General features: G+C 63.4%; 19 protein-coding genes and 1 pseudogene. 9 read left to right on the forward strand and 11 right to left on the reverse strand.

From position 1 onward, the window contains the following. Positions 1-47: 47 nt before the first annotated feature. The 3 genes from SA496_RS13285 to SA496_RS13295 all read right to left on the reverse strand — a co-directional run bounded on the left by SA496_RS13285 (position 48) and on the right by SA496_RS13295 (position 3,475). Positions 48-1,745 carry a two-component system response regulator gene (locus tag SA496_RS13285; RefSeq protein ID WP_153921767.1) on the reverse strand — a complete coding sequence of 566 codons (1,698 nt, stop codon included), beginning with the start codon at positions 1,743-1,745 and terminating at the stop codon, positions 48-50. A 62-nt stretch (positions 1,746-1,807) separates the two neighbouring features. Continuing rightward, complete coding sequence (locus SA496_RS13290; RefSeq protein ID WP_178123593.1) at positions 1,808-2,953, reverse strand: response regulator; 1,146 nt, start codon at positions 2,951-2,953, stop codon at positions 1,808-1,810. Between the two features lie 345 nt (positions 2,954-3,298). Further along, complete coding sequence (locus SA496_RS13295) at positions 3,299-3,475, reverse strand: hypothetical protein (protein ID WP_330115641.1); 177 nt, start codon at positions 3,473-3,475, stop codon at positions 3,299-3,301. Positions 3,476-3,833: 358 nt separating this feature from the next. Here SA496_RS13295 and SA496_RS13300 point away from each other — a divergent pair, with 358 nt between their 5' ends. The 5 genes from SA496_RS13300 (at position 3,834) to SA496_RS13320 (ending at position 10,482) form a co-directional block, all read left to right on the forward strand. Then, positions 3,834-4,355 (forward strand): gluconokinase, encoded by a 522-nt coding sequence (locus SA496_RS13300; protein ID WP_120650801.1) that lies wholly within the window; start codon positions 3,834-3,836, stop codon positions 4,353-4,355. A gap of 429 nt (positions 4,356-4,784) precedes the next feature. Then, a complete protein-coding gene (locus tag SA496_RS13305; protein WP_120650800.1) occupies positions 4,785-6,716 on the forward strand; it encodes a DEAD/DEAH box helicase in 1,932 nt (643 codons plus the stop codon). Continuing rightward, the gene (locus tag SA496_RS13310; protein WP_330115549.1) at positions 6,710-7,522 is read left to right on the forward strand and encodes a TlpA family protein disulfide reductase; all 813 of its coding nucleotides are present in this window, start codon (positions 6,710-6,712) and stop codon (positions 7,520-7,522) included. Before SA496_RS13305 ends, SA496_RS13310 begins: the two co-directional genes overlap by 7 nt. 330 nt (positions 7,523-7,852) lie before the next feature. Then, positions 7,853-9,643 (forward strand): alpha/beta fold hydrolase, encoded by a 1,791-nt coding sequence (locus tag SA496_RS13315; protein ID WP_330115550.1) that lies wholly within the window; start codon positions 7,853-7,855, stop codon positions 9,641-9,643. 203 nt (positions 9,644-9,846) lie between these two features. Next, a complete protein-coding gene (locus SA496_RS13320; protein WP_153921753.1) occupies positions 9,847-10,482 on the forward strand; it encodes a cell wall hydrolase in 636 nt (211 codons plus the stop codon). A 15-nt stretch (positions 10,483-10,497) separates the two neighbouring features. Here SA496_RS13320 and SA496_RS13325 read toward each other — a convergent pair whose 3' ends face one another. The 3 genes from SA496_RS13325 to SA496_RS13335 form a co-directional block, all read right to left on the reverse strand. Then, positions 10,498-10,833: a hypothetical protein gene (locus tag SA496_RS13325; RefSeq protein WP_330115551.1), complete on the reverse strand. Its 336-nt coding sequence runs from the start codon at positions 10,831-10,833 to the stop codon at positions 10,498-10,500. Between the two features lie 130 nt (positions 10,834-10,963). Further along, entirely contained in the window at positions 10,964-12,550 is a 1,587-nt protein-coding gene (locus SA496_RS13330) for an aldehyde dehydrogenase (NADP(+)) (protein WP_330115552.1), read from the reverse strand. Next, the gene (locus SA496_RS13335) at positions 12,547-12,798 is read right to left on the reverse strand and encodes a hypothetical protein (protein WP_153921747.1); all 252 of its coding nucleotides are present in this window, start codon (positions 12,796-12,798) and stop codon (positions 12,547-12,549) included. The genes SA496_RS13330 and SA496_RS13335 overlap by 4 nt, the downstream gene beginning before the upstream one ends. 103 nt (positions 12,799-12,901) lie before the next feature. On the opposite strand from SA496_RS13335, the pseudogene SA496_RS13340 reads away from it, so the two are divergent. Further along, positions 12,902-13,168: pseudogene (locus tag SA496_RS13340) on the forward strand (LysR family transcriptional regulator); the annotation flags it as partial. A 50-nt stretch (positions 13,169-13,218) separates the two neighbouring features. Beyond that, positions 13,219-13,575, forward strand: a complete 357-nt coding sequence (locus SA496_RS13345) for a 5-carboxymethyl-2-hydroxymuconate Delta-isomerase (RefSeq protein ID WP_330115553.1) — start codon at positions 13,219-13,221, stop codon at positions 13,573-13,575. Between the two features lie 8 nt (positions 13,576-13,583). On the opposite strand, the gene SA496_RS13350 is transcribed toward SA496_RS13345, so the two are convergent. The 4 genes from SA496_RS13350 to SA496_RS13365 all read right to left on the reverse strand — a co-directional run bounded on the left by SA496_RS13350 (position 13,584) and on the right by SA496_RS13365 (position 17,114). Then, on the reverse strand, positions 13,584-14,681 hold the full coding sequence (locus SA496_RS13350) for a DUF1615 domain-containing protein (protein ID WP_162945800.1): 1,098 nt from the start codon (positions 14,679-14,681) through the stop codon (positions 13,584-13,586). Positions 14,682-14,888: 207 nt separating this feature from the next. Further along, on the reverse strand, positions 14,889-15,248 hold the full coding sequence (locus SA496_RS13355; protein ID WP_120650793.1) for a hydroxyisourate hydrolase: 360 nt from the start codon (positions 15,246-15,248) through the stop codon (positions 14,889-14,891). Continuing rightward, a complete protein-coding gene (locus tag SA496_RS13360; protein ID WP_330115554.1) occupies positions 15,245-15,751 on the reverse strand; it encodes a nucleoside deaminase in 507 nt (168 codons plus the stop codon). Before SA496_RS13360 ends, SA496_RS13355 begins: the two co-directional genes overlap by 4 nt. 37 nt (positions 15,752-15,788) lie before the next feature. Next, a complete protein-coding gene (locus SA496_RS13365) occupies positions 15,789-17,114 on the reverse strand; it encodes a nucleobase:cation symporter-2 family protein (protein WP_330115555.1) in 1,326 nt (441 codons plus the stop codon). 157 nt (positions 17,115-17,271) lie between these two features. On the opposite strand from SA496_RS13365, the gene SA496_RS13370 reads away from it, so the two are divergent. Both SA496_RS13370 and SA496_RS13375 read left to right on the forward strand, forming a co-directional pair. Then, positions 17,272-18,186, forward strand: coding sequence for a LysR family transcriptional regulator (locus tag SA496_RS13370; protein ID WP_120655183.1), 915 nt, complete (start codon positions 17,272-17,274; stop codon positions 18,184-18,186). Between the two features lie 323 nt (positions 18,187-18,509). Then, on the forward strand, positions 18,510-19,325 hold the full coding sequence (locus SA496_RS13375) for a gamma-glutamyl-gamma-aminobutyrate hydrolase family protein (protein ID WP_120650790.1): 816 nt from the start codon (positions 18,510-18,512) through the stop codon (positions 19,323-19,325). A 107-nt stretch (positions 19,326-19,432) separates the two neighbouring features. Here the strand turns inward: SA496_RS13375 and SA496_RS13380 are convergent, their stop codons facing one another. Beyond that, on the reverse strand, positions 19,433-20,371 hold the full coding sequence (locus SA496_RS13380; RefSeq protein ID WP_330115556.1) for a YeeE/YedE thiosulfate transporter family protein: 939 nt from the start codon (positions 20,369-20,371) through the stop codon (positions 19,433-19,435). Positions 20,372-20,407: the final 36 nt, after the last annotated feature.

Raw genomic sequence — 20,407 nt, forward strand, 5'->3', positions numbered from 1 at the left:
ATGACCCCCATGGCAGGTGGCAAGTGAACGGGAATAAGGTTTCCGGTCTAAGCCCGTTTCAGGCTGCCGGATTCGAGCAGGAGTTTAAGTTGGGCAAATGGCATCGGACGGCCATAGAGGTAACCCTGCATCAGCCAGCATCCCAGCTCCATGAGCCTATCTGCCTGCCGTTGAGTCTCAACACCTTCGGCGATCAGCTCCAACCCTAAAGCCTGGCCCATCCGCACAATGGCTTCGATGATCGCAGCATCGCTGCGGTCATCCAGCATGTCGCGAACGAAGCTCTGGTCGATCTTGAGCACGTCGATTGGCAACCGCTTGAGGTACGTCAGGCTGGAATAGCCGGTGCCGAAGTCATCGATGGCCACCCGGACACCAAGTGCCTTCAAGGCATCCAGCACTTCCCGTGCCTTGGCGATATCGTCGGCCAGTACGCCCTCGGTGATTTCCAGCTCCAGCAGGGAGGGTGGAAGAGCCGAATCTTCAAGGATCCCGTGCACCATCTCGAAGAACCTGTCCTCGCGAAACTGCACGGCCGAGATGTTGACGCTGACAGGAACCTGCACCCCCGTCTGAAGCAGGCTCCAGCCGTCCTTGCAGGCCTGGGACAGGACGTGCCGGCCCAGCGGGACGATCAAGCCGGTTTCCTCGGCAACCGGGATGAAGTCCGCCGGCGACACAAGGGTTCCGTCAGGCTGGCGCCAGCGGATCAGGGCTTCCATTCCGCAGAAGGTCCTATCCCGCGCATCCAGCTTGGGCTGATAGAAAACCTCGAAAATGCCCTGTTCAAGGGCGCTGCGCATGTGCTGCTCCAATAGATGCCGGGCACGGGTGCTGTCCTCCAGGGCATGGGAAAAGAAGCGGTAGCGGTTTCGCCCCTGACGCTTGGCCTGGTACATGGCAGTGTCGGCATGGCTGTAGAGCGCTTCCAGGCTATCGCTGTCGTCGGGATAGACGCTCACGCCCGCACTGGTGGAGAGGTTGTAGCGGTTGCCACAGATTTCTATCGGTGCTGCGAGAATTGCAAGCACGCGCTCGACGAAGTCGCCGATGGCATCCAGCCGCGTCACCTCGGGTAGCAGGACCACGAACTCGTCGCCGCCAGGCCGGCTCACGGTATCGATTCGACGGACACTGCCGCTCAACCGCTCTGCGACCTCTGCCAGGATGGCGTCCCCGACCGAGTGGCCTACTGAATCGTTGATGCTCTTGAAATGATCGAGGTCGAGCAGCAACAGGGCGACCTTGCCACCATTTCGCGACGCCTGCTGAAGGGCCTGCTCGACGCGGTCCATCAACAGTACCCGGTTGGGCAGGCCGGTAAGCGGGTCGTAGTAGGCCAGTCGCTTGGCCTCATTGCGCAGATTGAGATGGGCGCGCACATGCGCACGCACCACCGGAATGTTCAGGGGCTTCTGGATGAAGTCGACCCCTCCGAAGTCCAGCGCACGGATCTCATTGTCGGTCTGGGTATGGGAGGTGACGAAAAGAATGGCGGCGTCGCAGAGTTTGGGGTCGGCCTTGAGCGCCCGGCAGAGTGCGAAACCATCCATACCGGGCATCTCGATATCCATCAGAATCAGATCGGGGCGACAGAACCCAGCGACCTCGAGAGCAATCTGCCCATCGCTGGCGACATGGACCTTGCCAAGGTCGGCCACGGCTTCGCGAAGGATATCCAGGTCAGTTGATTGATCATCCACGATCAGGATGACCGGGCCCATCTTTGCCGCAAAATCTAGCATGCCGAACTCCCGGAAATCCCTTTCTGCTGGAGAGACTAGACCAACTCAGCCAGTAAGCTCGCTCAAGAAATGCCCGCCAGCGCCTTGAGACGTTCAATCGCCTCCGGCGACTCTCCGCTACCGAGCGCTGCCGCCAGACGCATGACAACCAACTCCCGGCGGAAATGGGACTGAGGCAGGGCGTAAACGGCACCGATCAACTCACGCAGGCCCATCGGCAGGGCCCAGTGAGCCTTCAGGGCAATCGCAAACGAGCGTCCATAGGTCTTGATCGCCGACAAGAGTTTGTTGTCGTCGACATGATTACCCTGACTGCCCCAGCGCTGAGCCTGATAGAGCACGCACAGTTCACCAATCCGGTGCAGCAACGCTGCGGCATGGAATGGCGCAGGATCGAGACTGCCCTGCCGGGCGAGACCCACTACACGCTCGGCCAGACGCTCAGAAGCTGCAAACTGCTCCTCCATCATCAATCCGATCAAAGGATCATCCGACGTAGACGCCTGACGCAGGGCCACGGCAATGGCAAGGTTCAAGGCCGTCCGCCCACCCAGGCGCTTCAGCGCTTCCGCCAGGCTGTGGCAAGGCTGCGCCGTGCTGCTATAGGCCGCGCTACTGGCGGCGGAGATCAAGTAGGCACAGATCGCCGGATCATGCTGCCACTGGGCAGTCAGTTCGCGAAAATCCACCGGTACCCCGTTGAACGCCTGTTGAAGCCGCTCCTTGACCGTGGACAGTAGTGGCAGGTCCAGATCGATAGCCGACAGGCGACTCAAGTAGCCATCCAGGTCACCGTCGCCAAGGGACTGCTCGGGCGCGGACTCGTCCTTTGGCAGGAGGGCCTCGATCCTGGTCATCACCGAAGGAATATCGAAGGGTTTGGATATGTAGGCACTGATCCCGAGCTTTCTCACCTCCAGCACACTTTCGCGGTCCGAGCGCCCGGTAACGACCACCAGCGGTATCTCCAGGTCCTCATCACGAATGTGCTGGAGTAGCTCGATACCCGTGCCATCGGGCAGATTCCAGTCAGCCAGTACCAACTGGTAACGCCCCAGCTCCCATGCATCCAGTGCATCCTGCACACGATCAAATCTGTCCACCTCAGCTGTCGGCCGGGATGCATGGATCATTTGCTTGAGCAGATCAGACAGCCAGGGATCGTCGTCCACGACCATAATGCGCATAGGTAATGCCAGTCCTTTCATTGGTAATGATCGGGGCAAGCGCCCGACCCCAGACGCGTATCGACTAGAACTACTCATAAATTAAGCTGGTGAGCGACGGTAATGCCATTACCGATTTGTCTGGACGATACAGATACCACAGCGGCTGATTTCGACAATATGCCGGAACTCTTGCGTTCTAAAGCGCAAACAATAAAGTCGCGATTGTTTTTAGGAAGCACGAGTCCTGACCAAACCTTGTGTTAGCAATATCAATCTCTAAGCGGACCGAAGGTTCTCCCCAGAGCGTTGCAAGGGACAGCTGCGCCGCCCTTGGCGAATGAGTTCGTCCCCACAAGAATGGCAAGGCAAGCCTGACGGAGGCCTTCAGCCCACGAGCTTCCCCGCCACCCACTCCACTACTTCCAGGTGAATCCCTTCCACCTCGGACAGCAGCCCCGCCATTGGCAGGAAATCATGGGTCAGGCCAGCCTGGCTGAGCAGCTTCACCTCGTTACCCGCAGCTTCAGGCTTCTGCGCATAGGCCACGCCTTCGTCGTGCAGCGGGTCGAGCCCGACGAGTTAGACCAGAACCGGTGCGAGGCCTGAGAGGTCCGGGGCCAGTAGTGGCGAGCAGCGCCAGTCCAGGGTGCCGCCAAGGGACCAGCCAAGCAGGTGGGAGAGTCAGGAGGTGGTGCGGGGGTTGTGGGGCCAGGCAGCCCTCGCCAGCTGACGCCTCGCTCCATCGCAGGATGGGTCGGGCGGTGTTCCGCGCATCTGCGAATCCCATCAATCGGGCAGGATGGGTTCGCTTCGCCCTACCCATCCTGCGGATAGTCCTCGCGACCCTCGAACAAGCGGCTGAAACCCTCTTTTCGCTGCCATTGCCTATGGTTTAAGTACCAGCAGCAGAGATATCGCGATGTACGAGCCCATAAACGCAGTAGTGATCATGGGTGTTGCCGGTAGCGGGAAGTCCGCCGTGGCCCGGGCGCTGGAGGTGCGCACTGGGGCGCGGCTGATCGAGGGGGATGCCTTCCACCCCGACCGCAACATCCAGAAGATGAGCGCCGGCCTGCCCTTGACCGACAAGGACCGCGCCAGTTGGCTGCATGCGCTCGAAAAACAGCTGAAGCAGACCTACCGCGCTGGCGAGCATCCCATCCTTACCTGTTCTGCCCTCAAGCGCAGCTATCGCGATGGCCTGCGCCATGCCATTCCGGCGCTGGGGTTTGCCTACCTGCAACTCTCCCCCACAGCCGCCGCCGAGCGCATGGCACAGCGCCGCGGGCATTTCATGCCGGTCAGCCTGCTGGACAGTCAGTTCGCGGATCTGGAAGAACCGCTGGACGAACCCCTGACCCTGATCCTTGACGGCACCCTGTCAGTGGGCGAGCTGGCCAGCGCCATTCACCAGTGGTGGCAGCACCACGCGCCAGCCTGAAGAACGAAACCGTGTCCGATGGTAGGGTGCGCCACGCGCACCGGGCATTGGGGTTTGTGCGCACAGCGCACCCTACGGGCAACCATGGGGGCGATTTGAATTGCCAGGCGGACTGCAGGTTCGCCAACCCAACCTCGCAGGGCGGCTACGCCACCCTTGGCGAATGAATTCGCCCCCACGAAGTGCGGTGGCACCGTGCTGGTACTGTGGGAGCGATTTCAATCGCGATGCAGGTCGAAGACCGGCCCGGTAGCCCCAGAGGCAGCTCCGCTGCCCTTTCGCGAATGAATTCGCTCCCACAAGGGAAAAGCCGACTTCGGGCACATACCCACATGCTCCTAGCCCCCTGAAGCCAATCCGCCATCATCCAGTCTTCACGCAAAAGCGCTTAGAATTCCGCGCTTTGTCGTGGTTACAGGGATCGATCCAATGCTGTCTGCCATGAAACGCGCCCTGGCGCGTTACTTCCCGCGAACCACCGAGTACCTGCGCGCCGAGAGTGAAGCGGCCGCCCAGATGCGCAAGCCCACACCAAGGGCGAAGAAGTCCGCCAGTGCCGGCAAGACCAAGGCCGCAGGCACCAGGAAGGCCGCCGCTGGCGATGGCCCCGCCAAGCCGGAGAAACCTGCCGACGAAGGCATCTACGCCGGCGCGCGGATGAAGGTGACCGACGCGCAGATGGAGGCCATGCGCGAGCGCGTGGTCCAGGCCGTGGCCGCCGGGGTGGTCAGCCCGCCGTCCGATGAGCAATGGGCGATGATCCTCGGCCGCGCCCCGCTCACGCGCATCTTTGCCGGTGCCGGTTCCGGCAAGTCCACCACACTGGTGCTGCGGGTGGTTTTCATGCTCTGCCACATGGGTGTGGCGCCGGAGCGGCTCACGGTCATTTCCTTTACCAATGCCTCCTGCGCCCAGCTCCGCGAGCAATTGCTCAGAGTTCTGGCCTTCTGGCAGTTCCCCTTCGATGCCGCCCAGGCTCGGCAGTGCGTGCGCACCTTCCACTCGGCCATGGGCACCCTGGCCAAGGAGCTGCTGGGCAATCCGCGCTGGTTCGAGCAACTGGACGAAGCCGGCAGCGGCGAGCTGGACAACCCACTGCTCGCCGGGCGACTCCGCCCGGCCCAACAGCGCCTGTTGCAGCAGGCCTACCAGGATTGCTACGCGGCCAATGCGGACTTCCGCGAGCGGGTGCATAGCTTGCTGGACCTGCCGCCCCTGCCTGCCCCGGTCGAGGGCGAGCCCCAACGGATACCCAAGGCACCACTGGACAGCTTCAAGCTGGCCGGCGAATTCACCCCGCTGCCGCTATTCGAAGCCTTCTACATGCAGGCCGGGTTCATGGAGAGCATCGGCATCCGCCTCGACCGCCTGAAACCCCGAGCCCTGGCCTGCTCGGCACGAGAGCGCGCCTTCGTCGAGGCCCTGGTGCAGTTCTGGAAGCACTTCGAGGCCGTGCTGCAACAGCAGGGACTGATGACTTTCAATGCCGCTTTCCAGCGCCTGGGAGAAGTGCTGGCCAAGGGTAACGGCCTGCCCGGCGAGGCCCTGGCGCCCTTCTGCCATCTGCTGATCGACGAGTTCCAGGACATCTCGCCGCAGATCGTCCAGTGGCTGCAGGCACTGCATCGCGCGCTGGCGCGACAGGGTCAAACGGTAAGCCTGATGGCCATTGGCGACGACTGGCAGTCCATCTACGGCTGGCGTGGCAGCTCGCCGGAGCTGTTCATGGACTTCGACCGACACTTCCCCAGCAAGGGCAAGACGAAGAAGAGCACCGTGCTGACGCTGGAAACCAACTACCGCTCCATCGAGCCGATTCTGCGGGATGGTGAAGCGGTGCTGGAGGGCGTGGCCTTCAAGCAGGCCAAGGGCAGCAAGGCGTTCAAGGCCATGCAGCCAGGCGACCACGGTGTGAAGCTGGTGAGCCGCTTCGACCTCAAGACGCGCCTGCCCGAGCTGGTGCAGGACATCCAGGCCCAGTGCACCCATGTGGCGAGCCGCACGAATGCCGACCGCAATCCCGTGCTGCTGCTCTCCCGGCGCAACGAACCACTCCGGCAGATACAGGCCCAGCTCGATTCGGCGCTGCCGGTGCGAGCCTACAGCATCCACCGAGCCAAGGGCTTGCAGGCGGAAGTGGCGATCATCGTCGACGACTGCGCACCGCCGGAGAAACACCCGCTGCGCAATGCGCTCTATGCCTACTCGGGGTTCTTCCGCAACAGCTACGACCAGGCCATGCAGGACGAAAGCCTGCGTCTGGCCTACGTGGCCATCACGCGTGGCGTGAGCCGGGTGATCTGGTACACGAACAAGGTGCAGGGGGCGGTCGAAGTATTGGCTCGGAGTGGCCGATGCTGACCCTGAACATTGGACCCCTGGCCCTGGCACTGCCCCATGTGCTGATTCTCGGTAGCCTGCTGCTGGCCACCCTCACCGGCTGGTGGATAGGCCGGCGCAACGGCCAAAACCCGGAGCGCTGGCTATTCCGCCTGCTGCTGTTGGCGTTGCTGGTGGCGAGACTGGTCTTCGTGGTTGCCTATTTCGAGCACTTCCGCGAGGAGCCCTGGCGGGTGATCGACATCCGCGACGGCGGTTTCATTGCTTGGCCGGGCGTGCTTGCCGCCCTGCTCCTGGGTGGCTGGCTGCTGTGGCGCATGCCCGCCATACGCAAGCCGCTGGGCATCGCCATGGCTGTCGGCGTGGCGAGTTGGGGGCTGGGCACCCTCACCTGGCACGCACTCGATCGCGGCACACGCCTGCCGGAACTGGCCCTGATGGATATCGAGGGTCGCCCCGTGGCATTGCAAAACCTTGCCGGCAAGCCGTTGGTGATCAATCTCTGGGCCACTTGGTGCCCACCTTGCCGACGCGAGATGCCAGTGCTGGCTGCAGCGCAAGCCGCCCATCCCGACACGCTGTTCCTCTTCGTCAACCAGGGCGAGACAGCTGAAGCCGTCAGCCGTTTCCTGGATGGTGAAAGTCTGGTCCTGGACAACGTCCTGCTCGATAGCGGCAACCGGCTGGGCCAGCGGGTGGGCTCCATGGCGCTGCCCACCACGCTGTTCTACGACACCGGTGGCCGCCAGATCGGCAGCCACCTGGGTGAGCTTTCGCAGGCAAGCCTGGCGCGCGCCCTGGAATCCCTCGAAGAGCAGGGAAAGTAGTACAGCAGGGCGTGCCGCAGCCAGAAAACCTGGCGAGGGTCATGGGCTCGCAGGCCGGGTAACGCAGGCGGGCCTCCCACCCTTCTCCCCCGTTTTTCTCTCCCGCGAGGGTCTGCGCCTGACAGGCCCGACGCGCACCGACGCCTGCAACCAGGCCAATTCGGCTATTCGCGGCCCTCCGCTCCTTGGAATGGCGCGCGCCCCTCGTCGGACCGCCCGACCCCTGTCATGAAATGAAAAACGCCTGTCGTGGGATGCACGATTCCCGCGCCCCATGGGGCCTAGAGTCGATGCCGTCCACCGTTTCCGAACAAGAAAAATGAGAGTTTCATGAGCCCATCCCCCCGTACGCCGAAGACCGCTACTGCCAGGCAACGCCCCGCAGCAACCAAACCCCGTCGCCCCCGCAAAGACGCCGACCTCCCCTGCAACCCGCAGCAACATGAACTGATTGGCACGGCGACGAACCAGACCCTGGCGGGCAATCCGCTGGTCAGCGTGCGTGCTGCGGACCTGGCGGGCTCGGCCGGCTATCTGCTCAAGGCACTCGGCCAGTCGCCGCTGAAGGCCGGCGCCCATCTGGGCGGGTACCTGAAGGAACTGCGCGCCATCGTCGGCGGCACTTCCACCATTGCACCCGACCCCAAGGACAAGCGTTTCGCTGATCCGGCATGGCAATCCAACGTCTTCCTGCGTGCCCTGTTGCAGAGCTACCTGGCTGGCCAGGGCGAGTTCAACCGTTTCATCGAATCCACTGATCTACCGCCGCTGGAAAAGAGCCGGGCCCAATTCGTCGCGTCCCTGCTGGCCGACGCGATTGCCCCCAGCAACTCACCGCTTACCAACCCCGCGGCCTTGCGCAAGCTGGTGGATACAGGCGGCCTGAGCCTGGCCAGGGGCATTCGGCACTTCGCCCAGGACATCCTGGGCAAGCGTGGGCTGCCGTCGCAGGTCGACAGCACATCGTTCAAGGTCGGGGAGAACATCGCCACATCCAAGGGTGAGGTGGTGTTCCGTAACGAGATGTTCGAGCTGCTGCAGTTCGCGCCCACTACCGGGAGCGCCTATGCGCGGCCCCTGGTGATGTCACCGCCGCAGATCAACAAGTACTACGCCATCGACCTCGCTCCGGAAAAAAGCCTGATCAAGTGGATCCAGGACAGCGGCGTGAACCTGTTCGTCATCAGCTGGCGCAACCCCACCAGCGAGCACCGCGACTGGGGTCTGTCCGAATACGCCCTGTGCCTCGATCAGGCGGTGGATGTGGCGCGCCAGATCACCGGCAGCCCGGACGTGAACATGTGGGGCTCCTGTTCCGGCGGAATCACGTTGGCGGCCTACCTGGGCTGGCTCGCGGCCCGCGGTGAGGGCCACAAGGTGGCCAATACCAGCTGGGCAGTGTGCGTGCTCGACATGCCGTCCGCGCTGGACGACACCACCCTCGGGCTATTCGCGACTCCGGCCGCGCTGCGTGCCGCCAAGGCCAGTTCGAAGCGCAAGGGCGTGCTGAGCGGCCAGGACATGGCGCGTATGTTCGCCTGGATGCGCCCCAACGACCTGATCTGGAACTACTGGGTCAACAACTACCTGCTGGGCAACAAGCCGCCCGCCTTCGACATCCTCGCCTGGAACAACGACACCACACGTTTGCCGGCACAGTTGCATGCGGACTACCTCGATCTGGTCCAGCAGAACCCCTACAGCAATCCGGGAACCCTTTCGATTGCCGGCGAATCCATCGACATGACCCAGGTGAAGGTCGGTGCCTACGTGATCGGCGGCACCACCGACCACATCACGCCGTGGCAAGGCTGCTACGGCACGGCCCGCCTGTTCGGCGAGGACGCCACCTACGTGCTGTCCAATGCCGGGCACCTGCAGAGCCTGGTCAACCCGCCGGGCAATCCGAAGTCGTTCTACTATGCAGCGCCGGCCAGTTTCAGTGACCCGGAATCCTGGTTGCAGAACGCCGGCGAGCGGCAACAGGGCAGTTGGTGGTCCCATTGGCGTGAGTGGATCCAGCAACGCTCGGGCGAGAGCCTTGCGGCACCGAAGAAAGCCGGCTCGCGCAAGTACCCGCCACTCTGCGCAGCGCCCGGCACCTATGTGATGGAACACTGACCACCAGGCACCCTGAACAAAACGGGTGAAACGGCGAGAGCCCACGCCGCCCGTGGGCTCCAGTGCCTTTAGTTGGAATGAATAGCAGGGGCCGCAGTCTATCCCTCAAGCGGGTCTGCCCAGCGACGCATACTCGCCGACTGCCGTCCCGTTCCTCGCTGTCACGTGACGGCTTCGATGTCATGGCATCAGCGAGGTCCAACATGCGCTGGATAGCAGGGTCACTCTGCGTAGCCGCCTTGCTCCTGGGGGGTTACGCATCAGCCACAGACACTCAGCAGAAGGCCCAGGCGGCAGAGAACAAAGCCGAAGTTCTGGAAGAGAAGGCAGCCAGGGACGAACCACCAACCAGCGGCAAGACCGCCCCCATTACCCCCAGCGAGGCACAAGCGGTTGACCCGGCTGGCGAGGCGCCATTGGATGACGCCATCACCTGCCTCGCCCGCTCCATCTACTGGGAAGCCAAGGGCGAGCCGCCGCACGAAATGGAGGCGGTCGCCAATGTCGTGATGAACCGGCTGGCCAGCGACGACTTTCCCGATACGGTCTGCGCCGTGGTCAAGCAGGGTTCGGAAACCAAGAGCTGCCAGTTTTCCTGGTGGTGCGACGGCCGCCCCGACGAAGTGGTGGAGGAAGATCGCTACGAACTGGCCACGGAAATTGCGCGCAAGGCGCTCAACGGCCAACTGAAGGACCGCACCGGCGGCGCGCTGTACTTCCATGACCGCGACGTTTCACCGGATTGGGCCCACGAGTACGTCGAGACTGCGCAGACCAGGCGTTTCCTGTTCTACACCCCGAGCCCCGCAGCCAAGCCGCGCGCAGGGACGGACGACTGAATCGAAAAGTTCGACTCAATCCAGGGTAATGGTCCAGGCAATCAGGCCGGCAACCACTGTGGTGAAGGCCAGGGCGATCAGGAACAAGGCATCGCTCACCTGCTCCAGCAGGTGATTGCGATTCAACTTCCGCGTTCGCAGGCCCCAGTAGGAGAGGATAGCCGTGGTCAGGTAGAGGATGGCATTGATTGCCAGCAGGTCGTCCCCGACCGCGTCCTCGCGTTTGAGTGCAACCACGACCTGGAAGATGCCGATGACGGTAATGCAGACGCCGACCATCGCCGCCGATGCAGCAAAGATATGGACGCAAATATCGTCATCCAGCCGTTCTTTCTGCTGTTCTTCAGTCATGGTGGAATGATCTCCGGACCTTCGCCGACCTTCCTGAATCTAGCAGCCCCCGGAATGAAGCCGGCATCCCCCACCCGGCGCGTGCCTCGGGCGTTGCACCGGATGGAGCTTCAGTGGTGGCCCCGACGAGTCACCCCTGGAGTGCGTCGCGCGTACTCTGCCCGTCAACCAACCGCTGAATGCCCAGCGGATTGGCGTCCTTCAGCGCGTCCGGCAGCAACGCGTCCGGGTAATTCTGGTAGCACACCGGACGCAGGAAACGGTCGATGGCGAAGGTTCCGACCGAGGTGCCGCGTGCATCAGAGGTGGCCGGGTACGGCCCACCATGAACCATGGCATCGCAGACTTCCACGCCGGTCGGGTAACCGTTGAGCAGCAAGCGTCCGACCTTCTGCTCCAGCAGGCTGGAAAGCTCACCGAAGGCGGCAAGGTCGGTCGGTTCGGCGATCAGGGTGGCGGTGAGCTGGCCGCGCAATCCCTGGAGGGCGCGGGTGAGTTCGGCCTTGTCGGCCACTTCGACGACCACGGTCGCAGGACCGAATACTTCTTCCTGAAGCAGTTCATCCCCGTCCAGCAGCAGGCTGGCCTTGGCCTTGAACAGCTGGGCCTGGGCCTTGCTGCCTTCCTGCCGGTTGCCCGCCAGGTGAGTGATGCCGGGGTGTTGGTGAAAGTTCTCCAGGCCATGGCAGTAACTCTTCAGGCCGCCAGCGTTGAGCAGGGACTGCGCCGGTTGGTCGCTCATGAGAGAGGCGAACCGTTCGAGGAAGGCACTGAACTCCGGCGAACGGATGCCGATCACCAGGCCAGGATTGGTGCAGAACTGCCCTGCCCCCAGCACCACGGAAGCGGCCAGTTCGGCGGCGACCTGCTCACCACGGGCCTTGAGGGCTTCGGGCAACAGCAGGACCGGGTTGATGCTGCTCATCTCGGCGAACACCGGGATCGGCTGCGGACGCGCCGCTGCCATGTCGCAGAGGGCACGACCGCCGCGCAGAGAACCCGTGAAGCCCACGGCCTGGATCGCCGGGTGCTTGACCAGCCACTCGCCGACTCCGCCGCCGTAGATCATGTTGAACACCCCCGCCGGCATGGCGGTTTTCTCTGCCGCGCGAACGATGGCATCGGCCACCCATTCGGCAGTTGCCATGTGGCCGCTGTGGGCCTTGAACACCACCGGGCAACCAGCGGCCAGGGCAGCGGCGGTGTCGCCACCGGCCGTGGAGAAGGCCAGGGGGAAGTTACTGGCGCCGAACACGGCAACCGGGCCGACACCGATGCGGTACTGGCGCAGGTCCGGGCGCGGCAGGGGTTTGCGCTCCGGCAACGCACGGTCGATGCGGGCGCCGTAGAAATCGCCCCGGCGCAGCACGGTGGCGAACAGGCGCATCTGGCCACTGGTGCGGCCGCGCTCGCCCTGGATGCGGCCGGTTGGCAGCGCGGTTTCGCGGCACACGGTGGCGATGAAATCGTCGCCCAGGGCGTCCAGTTCATCGGCAATGGCGTCGAGGAACTCGGCGCGGCGGCTGGCAGGCAGGCTGCGAAAAGCGGGATAGACCGACTCGGCAGCTCGCGCCGCGGCATCCACCTCGGCTTCGGTGGCCTGGTGGAAGGCATGGGGCAGCGCTTCGCCGCTGGTGGCATCGAAGCTCTGCACGGTGACGGCGCCGGCGGCGCTGCGGCCGCCAGCGATGAAGTTGAAACCAGTGATGACGGTCATGCTCGTCTCCCTGACCTGGTGGGTTGAAGGTGGCCATCGCGAACGGCGGATTCCAGTAGTAAGCGGTAGTTCGGTCCGGGCTCGGTGCCGCGAGTCAGGACTTCGTCCTGCAGGCCGGAGCGCGCCGCGATGGCGGCCAGGGCCAGGGCGCGGGTGGTGGCGGCTCCGCGCACCAACTGCCCCCTCTCGCCCTCGATCACGCCCACATGGCGCTGGCCGGATGTGCTCTCGAACTGGATCAGTCTCATGACGATGACTCTCATTGCTGGGTGTTGGCGGGGACTTTACGAATCCCCGACAGGCCTGCCTAATGAGAGCTTCTGATCCCGCGATAACCTTTAGTCATCCCCCATGATCGCTGCCCTCCCAGCACTGGTTTCCCGCTTGCGCCTGAAGCAGCTGTGCCTGTTCAATCGCACCCGCCAGGGACTGGAAGCCAACGACCTGGGCCACTGCGCGATTCGCTACGTGCGGCTGATCCACACCGACCTGGCGCACCTGCGGAAAGAGGTGTTCGGCATTCTCCGGGGCCCGGGCGGACGCCTCCCAGTGGGCGCGGTGATGGGCGCGGTGCCTTTGCTGTGGCACGCCCTGGAGGCAGAAAGCGCTTCACAGCCGGGCGCCTGAGGCGAGCGGGACACGATCAACCTAAAGAACAGGAACGCCCCATGCCCCATCTCGTCATCGAATACAGCGCGAACCTCCCCGGCTTCGATGCCGCCGCCACCCTCGCAGCCTGCAATGGCTTCCTGGCCGAAACCGGCCATTTCTCCGAAGCGGACATCAAGAGCCGCGCCGTACGCCACGAGCATTTCCTGGTGGGCACCACCTGCGATGGTCGAGGCTTCGTGCATGCCACGCTGTGGCTGCTTTCCGGTCGCCCGGAGAACGTCAAGCAGGCGCTCTCCCGTGGCGTGCTGGAAGCCATCGAGCAGAATTTCAGCAAGCCCGACGGCCTGGATGTGCAACTCAGCGTGCAGATGCAGGACATGGAACGCGGCACCTACTCCAAGGCCTTCCTCTGACCTGACGCTCAGAGCCCTGACGCGCGTTTCATGCAGCCCTGGTAGCGCCCATCCACCCGCTCGGCAAACCACTTGGTGGTGAGCTTGCGGGTGATCTTCGGGCTCTTCAGGTCGATGCCCGGCATCACCTCGCGGGGCAATTTGCGCCGCTCGACTTTCTCGGCCAGGGCGAACACCCGCTCGTACAGGTCGGTTTCCTCGAACTCCAGGGTGTCGCCTTTGAGCAGCGCACGGCGGATGGCCGAATCGCTGAGATCCAGTTGCCGCTGCAGCGCGCGTGCTGCGAGCTCAGTGGAGCCGGCCTTGCTGGAGCCGTGGATGACCAGGTCACCGTCCAGCGCCAGTGCAATCCCTGAGGCCAGGCTCACTGCGCTCTGGAAGGCAGCGTTACGGCTGGCGTACCAGCCAGCGTTGAAGTCGGCGAAGCGGTACAGCTGCTTCGGGTAGTGCGCCGGGTAGCCCAGCAAGTGGGCGATGCCGAAGTACATGCCACCACGACGGGTAAACACTTCCTGGCGAATGGAACCCTTGACCGGGTAGGGGTAGTCCTTGGCGCTGGCCTCGGCGAAGGCAATGCTCACCTGCATCGGGCCGCCGGTGTGCACCGGGTTGAAGTTGCCGAACAGCTGCCGGCCGAGGGGCACCATGCCGATGAAGTCATCGAAAATGGCGCTCAGCTCCTTTTCCGTGCGCGCGGCCGACAGGCGCTGGTCGTAGGTCTTGCCCGTAGGCGAGTCGAGCTTTAGGGCGGAGTTCACCACGAAGGCCGGTACGTGCAGGCCACCGGCGCGGCGCAGAATTTCCTGCCGGGCGATCTTCGCCAGCCCGGGCACTTGTGGGTCCACCTGGTAGGTGGACTCCTGCTCGGTGACAGCCAGCACCGCGCAAAGGTTGCTGTCGCTGGGGGCGATGTCCTGGGCGGCGAAGGCGGCCTGGATATCGGCGGCCCAACCCTGGCGGTCCGGCACCTTGGCCGGCATCAGCTTCACGACCTTGGCACGCACCTCGGCCGGTCGCAGCACCAGCTCCTCCGGTCGTTGCGTGCCGCAAGCGGCCAGGGCCAGGAGCGTTACAAGGATGACGATGCGAGGAACGAAGTTGCTCATGAAGGGGGCTGCCTTGCGATTAATGCCGGGAAAACATGGCATGAAAGACAGCGCTGATGGGAGCGAATTCATTCGCGAGGCAGGACGCAGTCCTGCCGTAGGTTGGTCTGAGCGCAGCGAAGCCCAACATGGGCCGGGCCAGTGACTCGTTGGGTTTCGCTTCGCTCGCGGAACGCCGCCCGACTCAACCTGCGAAAGGCGCAGCGTTCAGGCCCCGCCACGGAAGCAGGAAAGCCCCCAGCCGGTGAGCTTGAATGGCAGGTGGTAATGCTGCGCGGCATCGGCGGTGCCGAAGCGGTAAACCACTTCGTCGAGGAACGGCGGCTCAGGCAGCTGCACCCCACGCGCCCGGTAGAAGTCCGCCACTTGCAAACGGACTTCATAGACACCGGGACGGCAGCGATCGGTAAGTCCAGCCAGTTCGTCCAGCAGACCATTGACGCCGATACGGCCGGAGCAGATCAGCTCGCGCACATCTCCCTCCAGCCGCTCCAGGCGCAGGGCAAGCCCCTGGGCCACGGAGCCGCTGGCGACATCCACCACATGGATGGAGATGCCACCACTCACGTCCAGAACCCCTCATGAGCGGCAGCGGCTTCGGTCTCCAGCATCGGTCCCAGCACAGCGACTTCGCGCTGACCGCGCGCGAACACCTCACGACACGGCAGGGAGAAGGTGGGGTTCTCCGAATGGGCGCCGGTCAGGCCCAGCAGCGCGTGTTCCGACAATGCGTAGACCACGCGCCCGATGCCAGTCCAGTACACCGCGCCAGCACACATGCAGCAGGGTTCGGCGCTGGTGTAGAGCGTGCAATGGGCCAGCTCATCAGGGCTCAACACCTTGGCGGCTTGGGCGGCCGCAGCCAGTTCGGCGTGCTGGGTCGGGTCGCCTTCCGGCGGCATGGAGTTGTTTCCGGCCTGGGCGATGACCCTGCCGCTGCGATCGGCCACAACTGCGGCGAACGGATGCCGGCCGCGTTCGCGGGACTCCTCGGACAGGCGGATGGACAGGCGCAGCAGTTCCAGATCGAGTTCGTTGACGCCGGCGGGAACGAGGTTGCTGAAAGTCATGGATGGCTCCTTGGCAGTAAAGGCGCGAATGCGCGAATCAGTCGGCCAGCTTGGCGGTTTCGCCCTGGCTGGCGGACGCCTCCCGGTTCAGCAGGAGGTTGAGGACGATGGCGCTCAGTGCGCCGAGGAAGATGCCGCTCTCCAGCACCAGGCGCAGCGCGCCGTGGAAGTGTTCGAAGAGGGCCGGAAAGGACATGGGCAGCACGCCGACGCTCACCGACACTGCTACCACCAGGGCATTGCGGGTGCCCTCGAAGCGCACTCGCGACAGCTCCTGTATGCCAGCCACCGTGGTCATGCCGAACATCACGATGGCGCAGCCGCCGAGCACTGGCGTGGGCACGGCGGCGATCAGCGCGCCGAGCTTGGGAAACAGCCCCATGAGGATCATCAGTCCACCCGCGGCAGCCACCACGAAGCGACTCTTGATGTTGGAAAGGGCGATAAGGCCGGTGTTCTGGGTGAAGGCGTTGTAGGGAAAACTGTTGAACAGTCCACCGATCATCGTGGACAGGCCGTCTGCGCGGAACGCGTCGCCCAAGGTGCGCTGGGTGATGGTGCGGCCGGTGAGTTTGCCGATGGCCAGGCAGTTACCAGTGGTCTCGGCCATGATCACCAGCATCGCCAGGGTCATGATCAGAATGGGCGTCAGGGAGAATTCCGGGGCACCGAAGGCCATCGGCATGGACAGTTCGAACCAGGCCGCCTCCCCTACCCGGCCGAAGTCGGTCATACCGAAGGCAGCGGCAATCAAACTACCGGCGAACAACCCGATCAATACGCTGAGATTGCCGACGAAGCCCGAGAATCGCGCATGAATCACCAGGGTGACGGCGACCGTGGCAAGACCGAGCAGCAAGTTGGCGGGCTTGCCGAAATCCTCCGCGCCGGGGTTGCCGCCCCCCAGCCAGATGGCCGCCGCCGGCATCAGCGAAATACCGATGATGGTGATCAGGCTGCCGATCACCACCGGCGGGAAGAACCTCAGCAGACGACTGAACACGGGTGCCAGGGCAATGGTAATGCCCCCTGCGGCGATCACCGCACCGAACACCTGGGTCAGTCCGTAGGACTTGCCGATCATGATCATCGGCGCAAGCGCGATGAAGGAGCAGGCCTGCACCAGCGGCAGGCGCGCGCCGAAGCGCCAGAAACCGAGGGTCTGGATCAGGGTGGCAATGCCCGAAGTGAGCAGGTTGGCGTTGATCAGCAACACCACTTCGGCGCTGGAAAGCCCCAGTGCGCTGCCGAGGATCAGAGGCACGGCCACCGCGCCGGCATATAGCACCAGCACATGTTGCAGGCCGTAAGTAACGAGCTGGCGAACGGGAAGCAGCTGGTCCACCGGGTGCGGATGGTTCATGGAGGTACTCCTGCAAAGCAACGTGTTCTTGTTCTTGGGTGTGGGTTGCCCAGCGATTCGAGGAGGCAGTGCTGGCTGCGGGGCATATTCCCTGCTTGCTGACGATGGAACAAATGAATAACCATCGTTTCTATCGATGGATCAATGGAAGTTCGCCATGCGTTTTTCACTGGATCAGTTGCAGGTGCTGGTCACCGTTGCCCAGGCGGGCTCCTTCTCCGCGGCGGCGCGCCGGCTGGGGCGCACGCAGTCGACGGTCAGTGCCGCCATCGCCAACCTGGAAACCGACCTGGGCGTGGAGCTGTTCGACCGGTCCACGCGCATTCCCGCACTGACCGCTGCCGGTCAGAAGCTTCTGCTGGAGGCCGAGGCTGTACTGGAGCGTTGCCTGGCTCTGGAAGGCCATGCCGACAGCCTGACAGTGGAGACCGAGCCGAGCCTGACGCTGGCCATCGAGGTGCCCTACAACACCGTGATGCCGGTACTGCGCGACTTCGAGCAGGTTTTTCCCTATGTCGACCTGGTCGTCCGCCACCCGGTGTATGGCGATGTGGCAGGCATGGTGCAGAAGGGCGAAGTCGAGATGGGCATCGCCTTCTCCCAGCCTGAATACCCACGGGAGTTGGAGTTCCAGCAGTTGGGCAAGCTGATCATGGTGCACGTCACCCACCCTTCACATCCGCTGGCGCAGCTGGCCCAGGTCAGTTTTGCCGACCTGCACGCCCATAGGCGACTGGCTTTCAGTGCCCACGCCAACAAACTGCCCAGCAGTGAATACCTGCGTTCCACCCAGTTATGGCAGGCAGAAAGCTATATGGCGCTGTTGGAGATGGTGCGCGCCGGCCTCGGCTGGGCCACCCTGCCCCGCCAACTGATCCATCGGGAGCTGGCCGTCGGTGATCTGATGGAGCTGGATCTCGTGGCCTATCCCCATACGGACTGGCTGGTGGGCGTGGACCTGATCTGGCCGCGTCGGCAAGGCCGGGGCAAAGCCAAGCGTTGGTTAAGGGAGCGGCTGATGCGCAACAAGGTGTTCGAGCTGGATAGCCAGGGCAAGGCGACGACCCTCTAGGACGAGGCTCCCATGTCGGGCGCAATGGTCCAGCATTCTGAACACTCGTTTTAGATGCTGAACCAGAAAATATTTTTATCTGCTAGAAAATATCTATAAATATCAATCAGTTAACAATTAAAAACCGATAAAAATCGGCCATTATTTTTTACGTTTTTCGTCGGCTTCGTTTGACATATTAAACGGCTCTGGCAGGCTATATAGCAGGTCTCGACCGGAAATCGCCCGCCGATTGCCGGCAGTGCTCGAGATCTCAGGTAGCGCTGGAACTGACTGGCGCGCCTGCACAGCAACGATAGGCTGAGCCTGTCCCAAGGTGAAATATGTCCAACAGCAACATTGGCAATAAGAAACAGACCACTCGTAAACCGGTCGTCCTGATGTCCATGGGCGCCCAGGAACGCAAGGGCCACGACTACCAGGTGATGACCCACAAGTACATCGTCCCGCTGGTAGAAATCTCCGAATGTGTACCGGTCCTCGTGCCCACCTGCTGCGGCACCGAAGACCTCCAGCAGTACCTCGATATGGCTGACGGCGTTTACCTCACCGGTGCCGGCAGCAACATCGACCCGACCCTCTACGGCCAGGAGAACCTGACGCCGGAGAAAGGTCAGGACAAGGATCGCGACCTCTTCGACCTGCCCCTGGTTCGTGCTGCCATCGAGCGCGGCCTGCCGATCTTCGGCATCTGCCGTGGCATGCAGGAAATCAACGTCGCCCTGGGCGGCGACATGTACCAGAAGGTCTATGCCGAGCCCGGCTTCAACGACCACCGCGAAAACACTGAAGATCCGGTGGACGTCCAGTACGCCCCGGCGCACAGCGTGCGTGTGGTTCAGAACAGCTGGCTGCACAAGGTCCTGGGTACCGACACCATTCAGGTGAACTCGCTGCACGGCCAGGGCCTGAAAACCCTCGGCAAGGGCATCGAGGCCATCGCCCGCGCTGAAGACGGACTGGTGGAAGCCATTCACGCACCAAACCTTTCGCCCTTCCTCTTCGCGGTGCAATGGCACCCGGAATGGCAGGCCGCGAAGAACCCCGACTCGGTGAAGATCTTCGAAGCCTTTGGTGAAGCCTGCCGCAAGCAGGTGGAACGCAAGGCCAAGGGCAAGGCGTTCGATCACGCTGCCTGAGACCGCACCCGTTGAATGAAAAAGCCCGGCAATTGCCGGGCTTTTTCATGTCTGGTGAACGGCTCGAGGCTGATCTTGCTCTCGTAGGGTGCGCCGATCCGCCCTGTTCACCGCTGTCGCCCTCCTCCCAGCCTCGCCAGCCACAGCGTCAGCACCACCACCACGCACATGCAGGCGAACGCCAGCCAGGCGTTCGGCCACAGAAGCGGCATGCCGAACAGGATCAGGCTGTCATTGCCGCCCGGCACCAGGGTAGCGCCGAACCCCATCAATACCCCGCCCCCGAAGCATTTCAGCAAGGCCAGGGGTGTCGGCCAGCGGTGCTCCCAGAGCCCGGCGCTCCAGCCACCCAGCAACGCGCCAATGAACATCGCCGGCAACAGCAAACCGCGCAGGCCCAGCTCCATGAACCGACCGGTGGCCATCTCGGCAAGGATGTCCGTGTAGGCCCAGGCGCCGACGCAAACGAAAAGCAGGAGGAAGGCCACGCCGAGAACGATGGTGGCGTGGTGCGGAGACCAGATCGTTGCTTGAACTGCGCCGTTGTGCCGGTTCCAGGCCAACCAGCCCAGGCGCGCCACCAACGCCGCAATGATCATCGGGACCAGGCCAATGGGCACCTGCTCCAGCCAGTCGGGAATCGCCACTGGCATGGCGGAGGTCATGCCGACAATACGGCCGGCCAGGGCAAAGCCGGCAAGAAAGCCCAGCGGCGTTGCCAGCCAGGCCCATTGCCCGGAGCCGATCCGCGCCACTACACCAAAGGCGCAGCCCCCATTGATGAACGCACCGACTCCCAGTAACGCGCCGCCCAATGCCGCATGCCAGTGCAATGCACGGCCCATGGGAACCATCGGCAGGACATCGAAGGCCCGCAGCAGGACGAATCCACCCAGCACCCAGAGAGAGGTTTCCAGCAACGCGCGAAAGCGTGCCCATCGACGCTTGTTCACCACGTCTTCCAGTGCGGCCACCATACAGGTGCCACCACGCTGCACGGCAAAGCCCATCAGCAGGGCAAGAAACACACTCGCCAACACAATCACGCCCTCGCCCTCCACAGGCCGGGTCTTAGGGCAAGA

This window comes from Pseudomonas sp. JS3066, assembly GCF_036328175.1.
Lineage (GTDB): Bacteria > Pseudomonadota > Gammaproteobacteria > Pseudomonadales > Pseudomonadaceae > Metapseudomonas.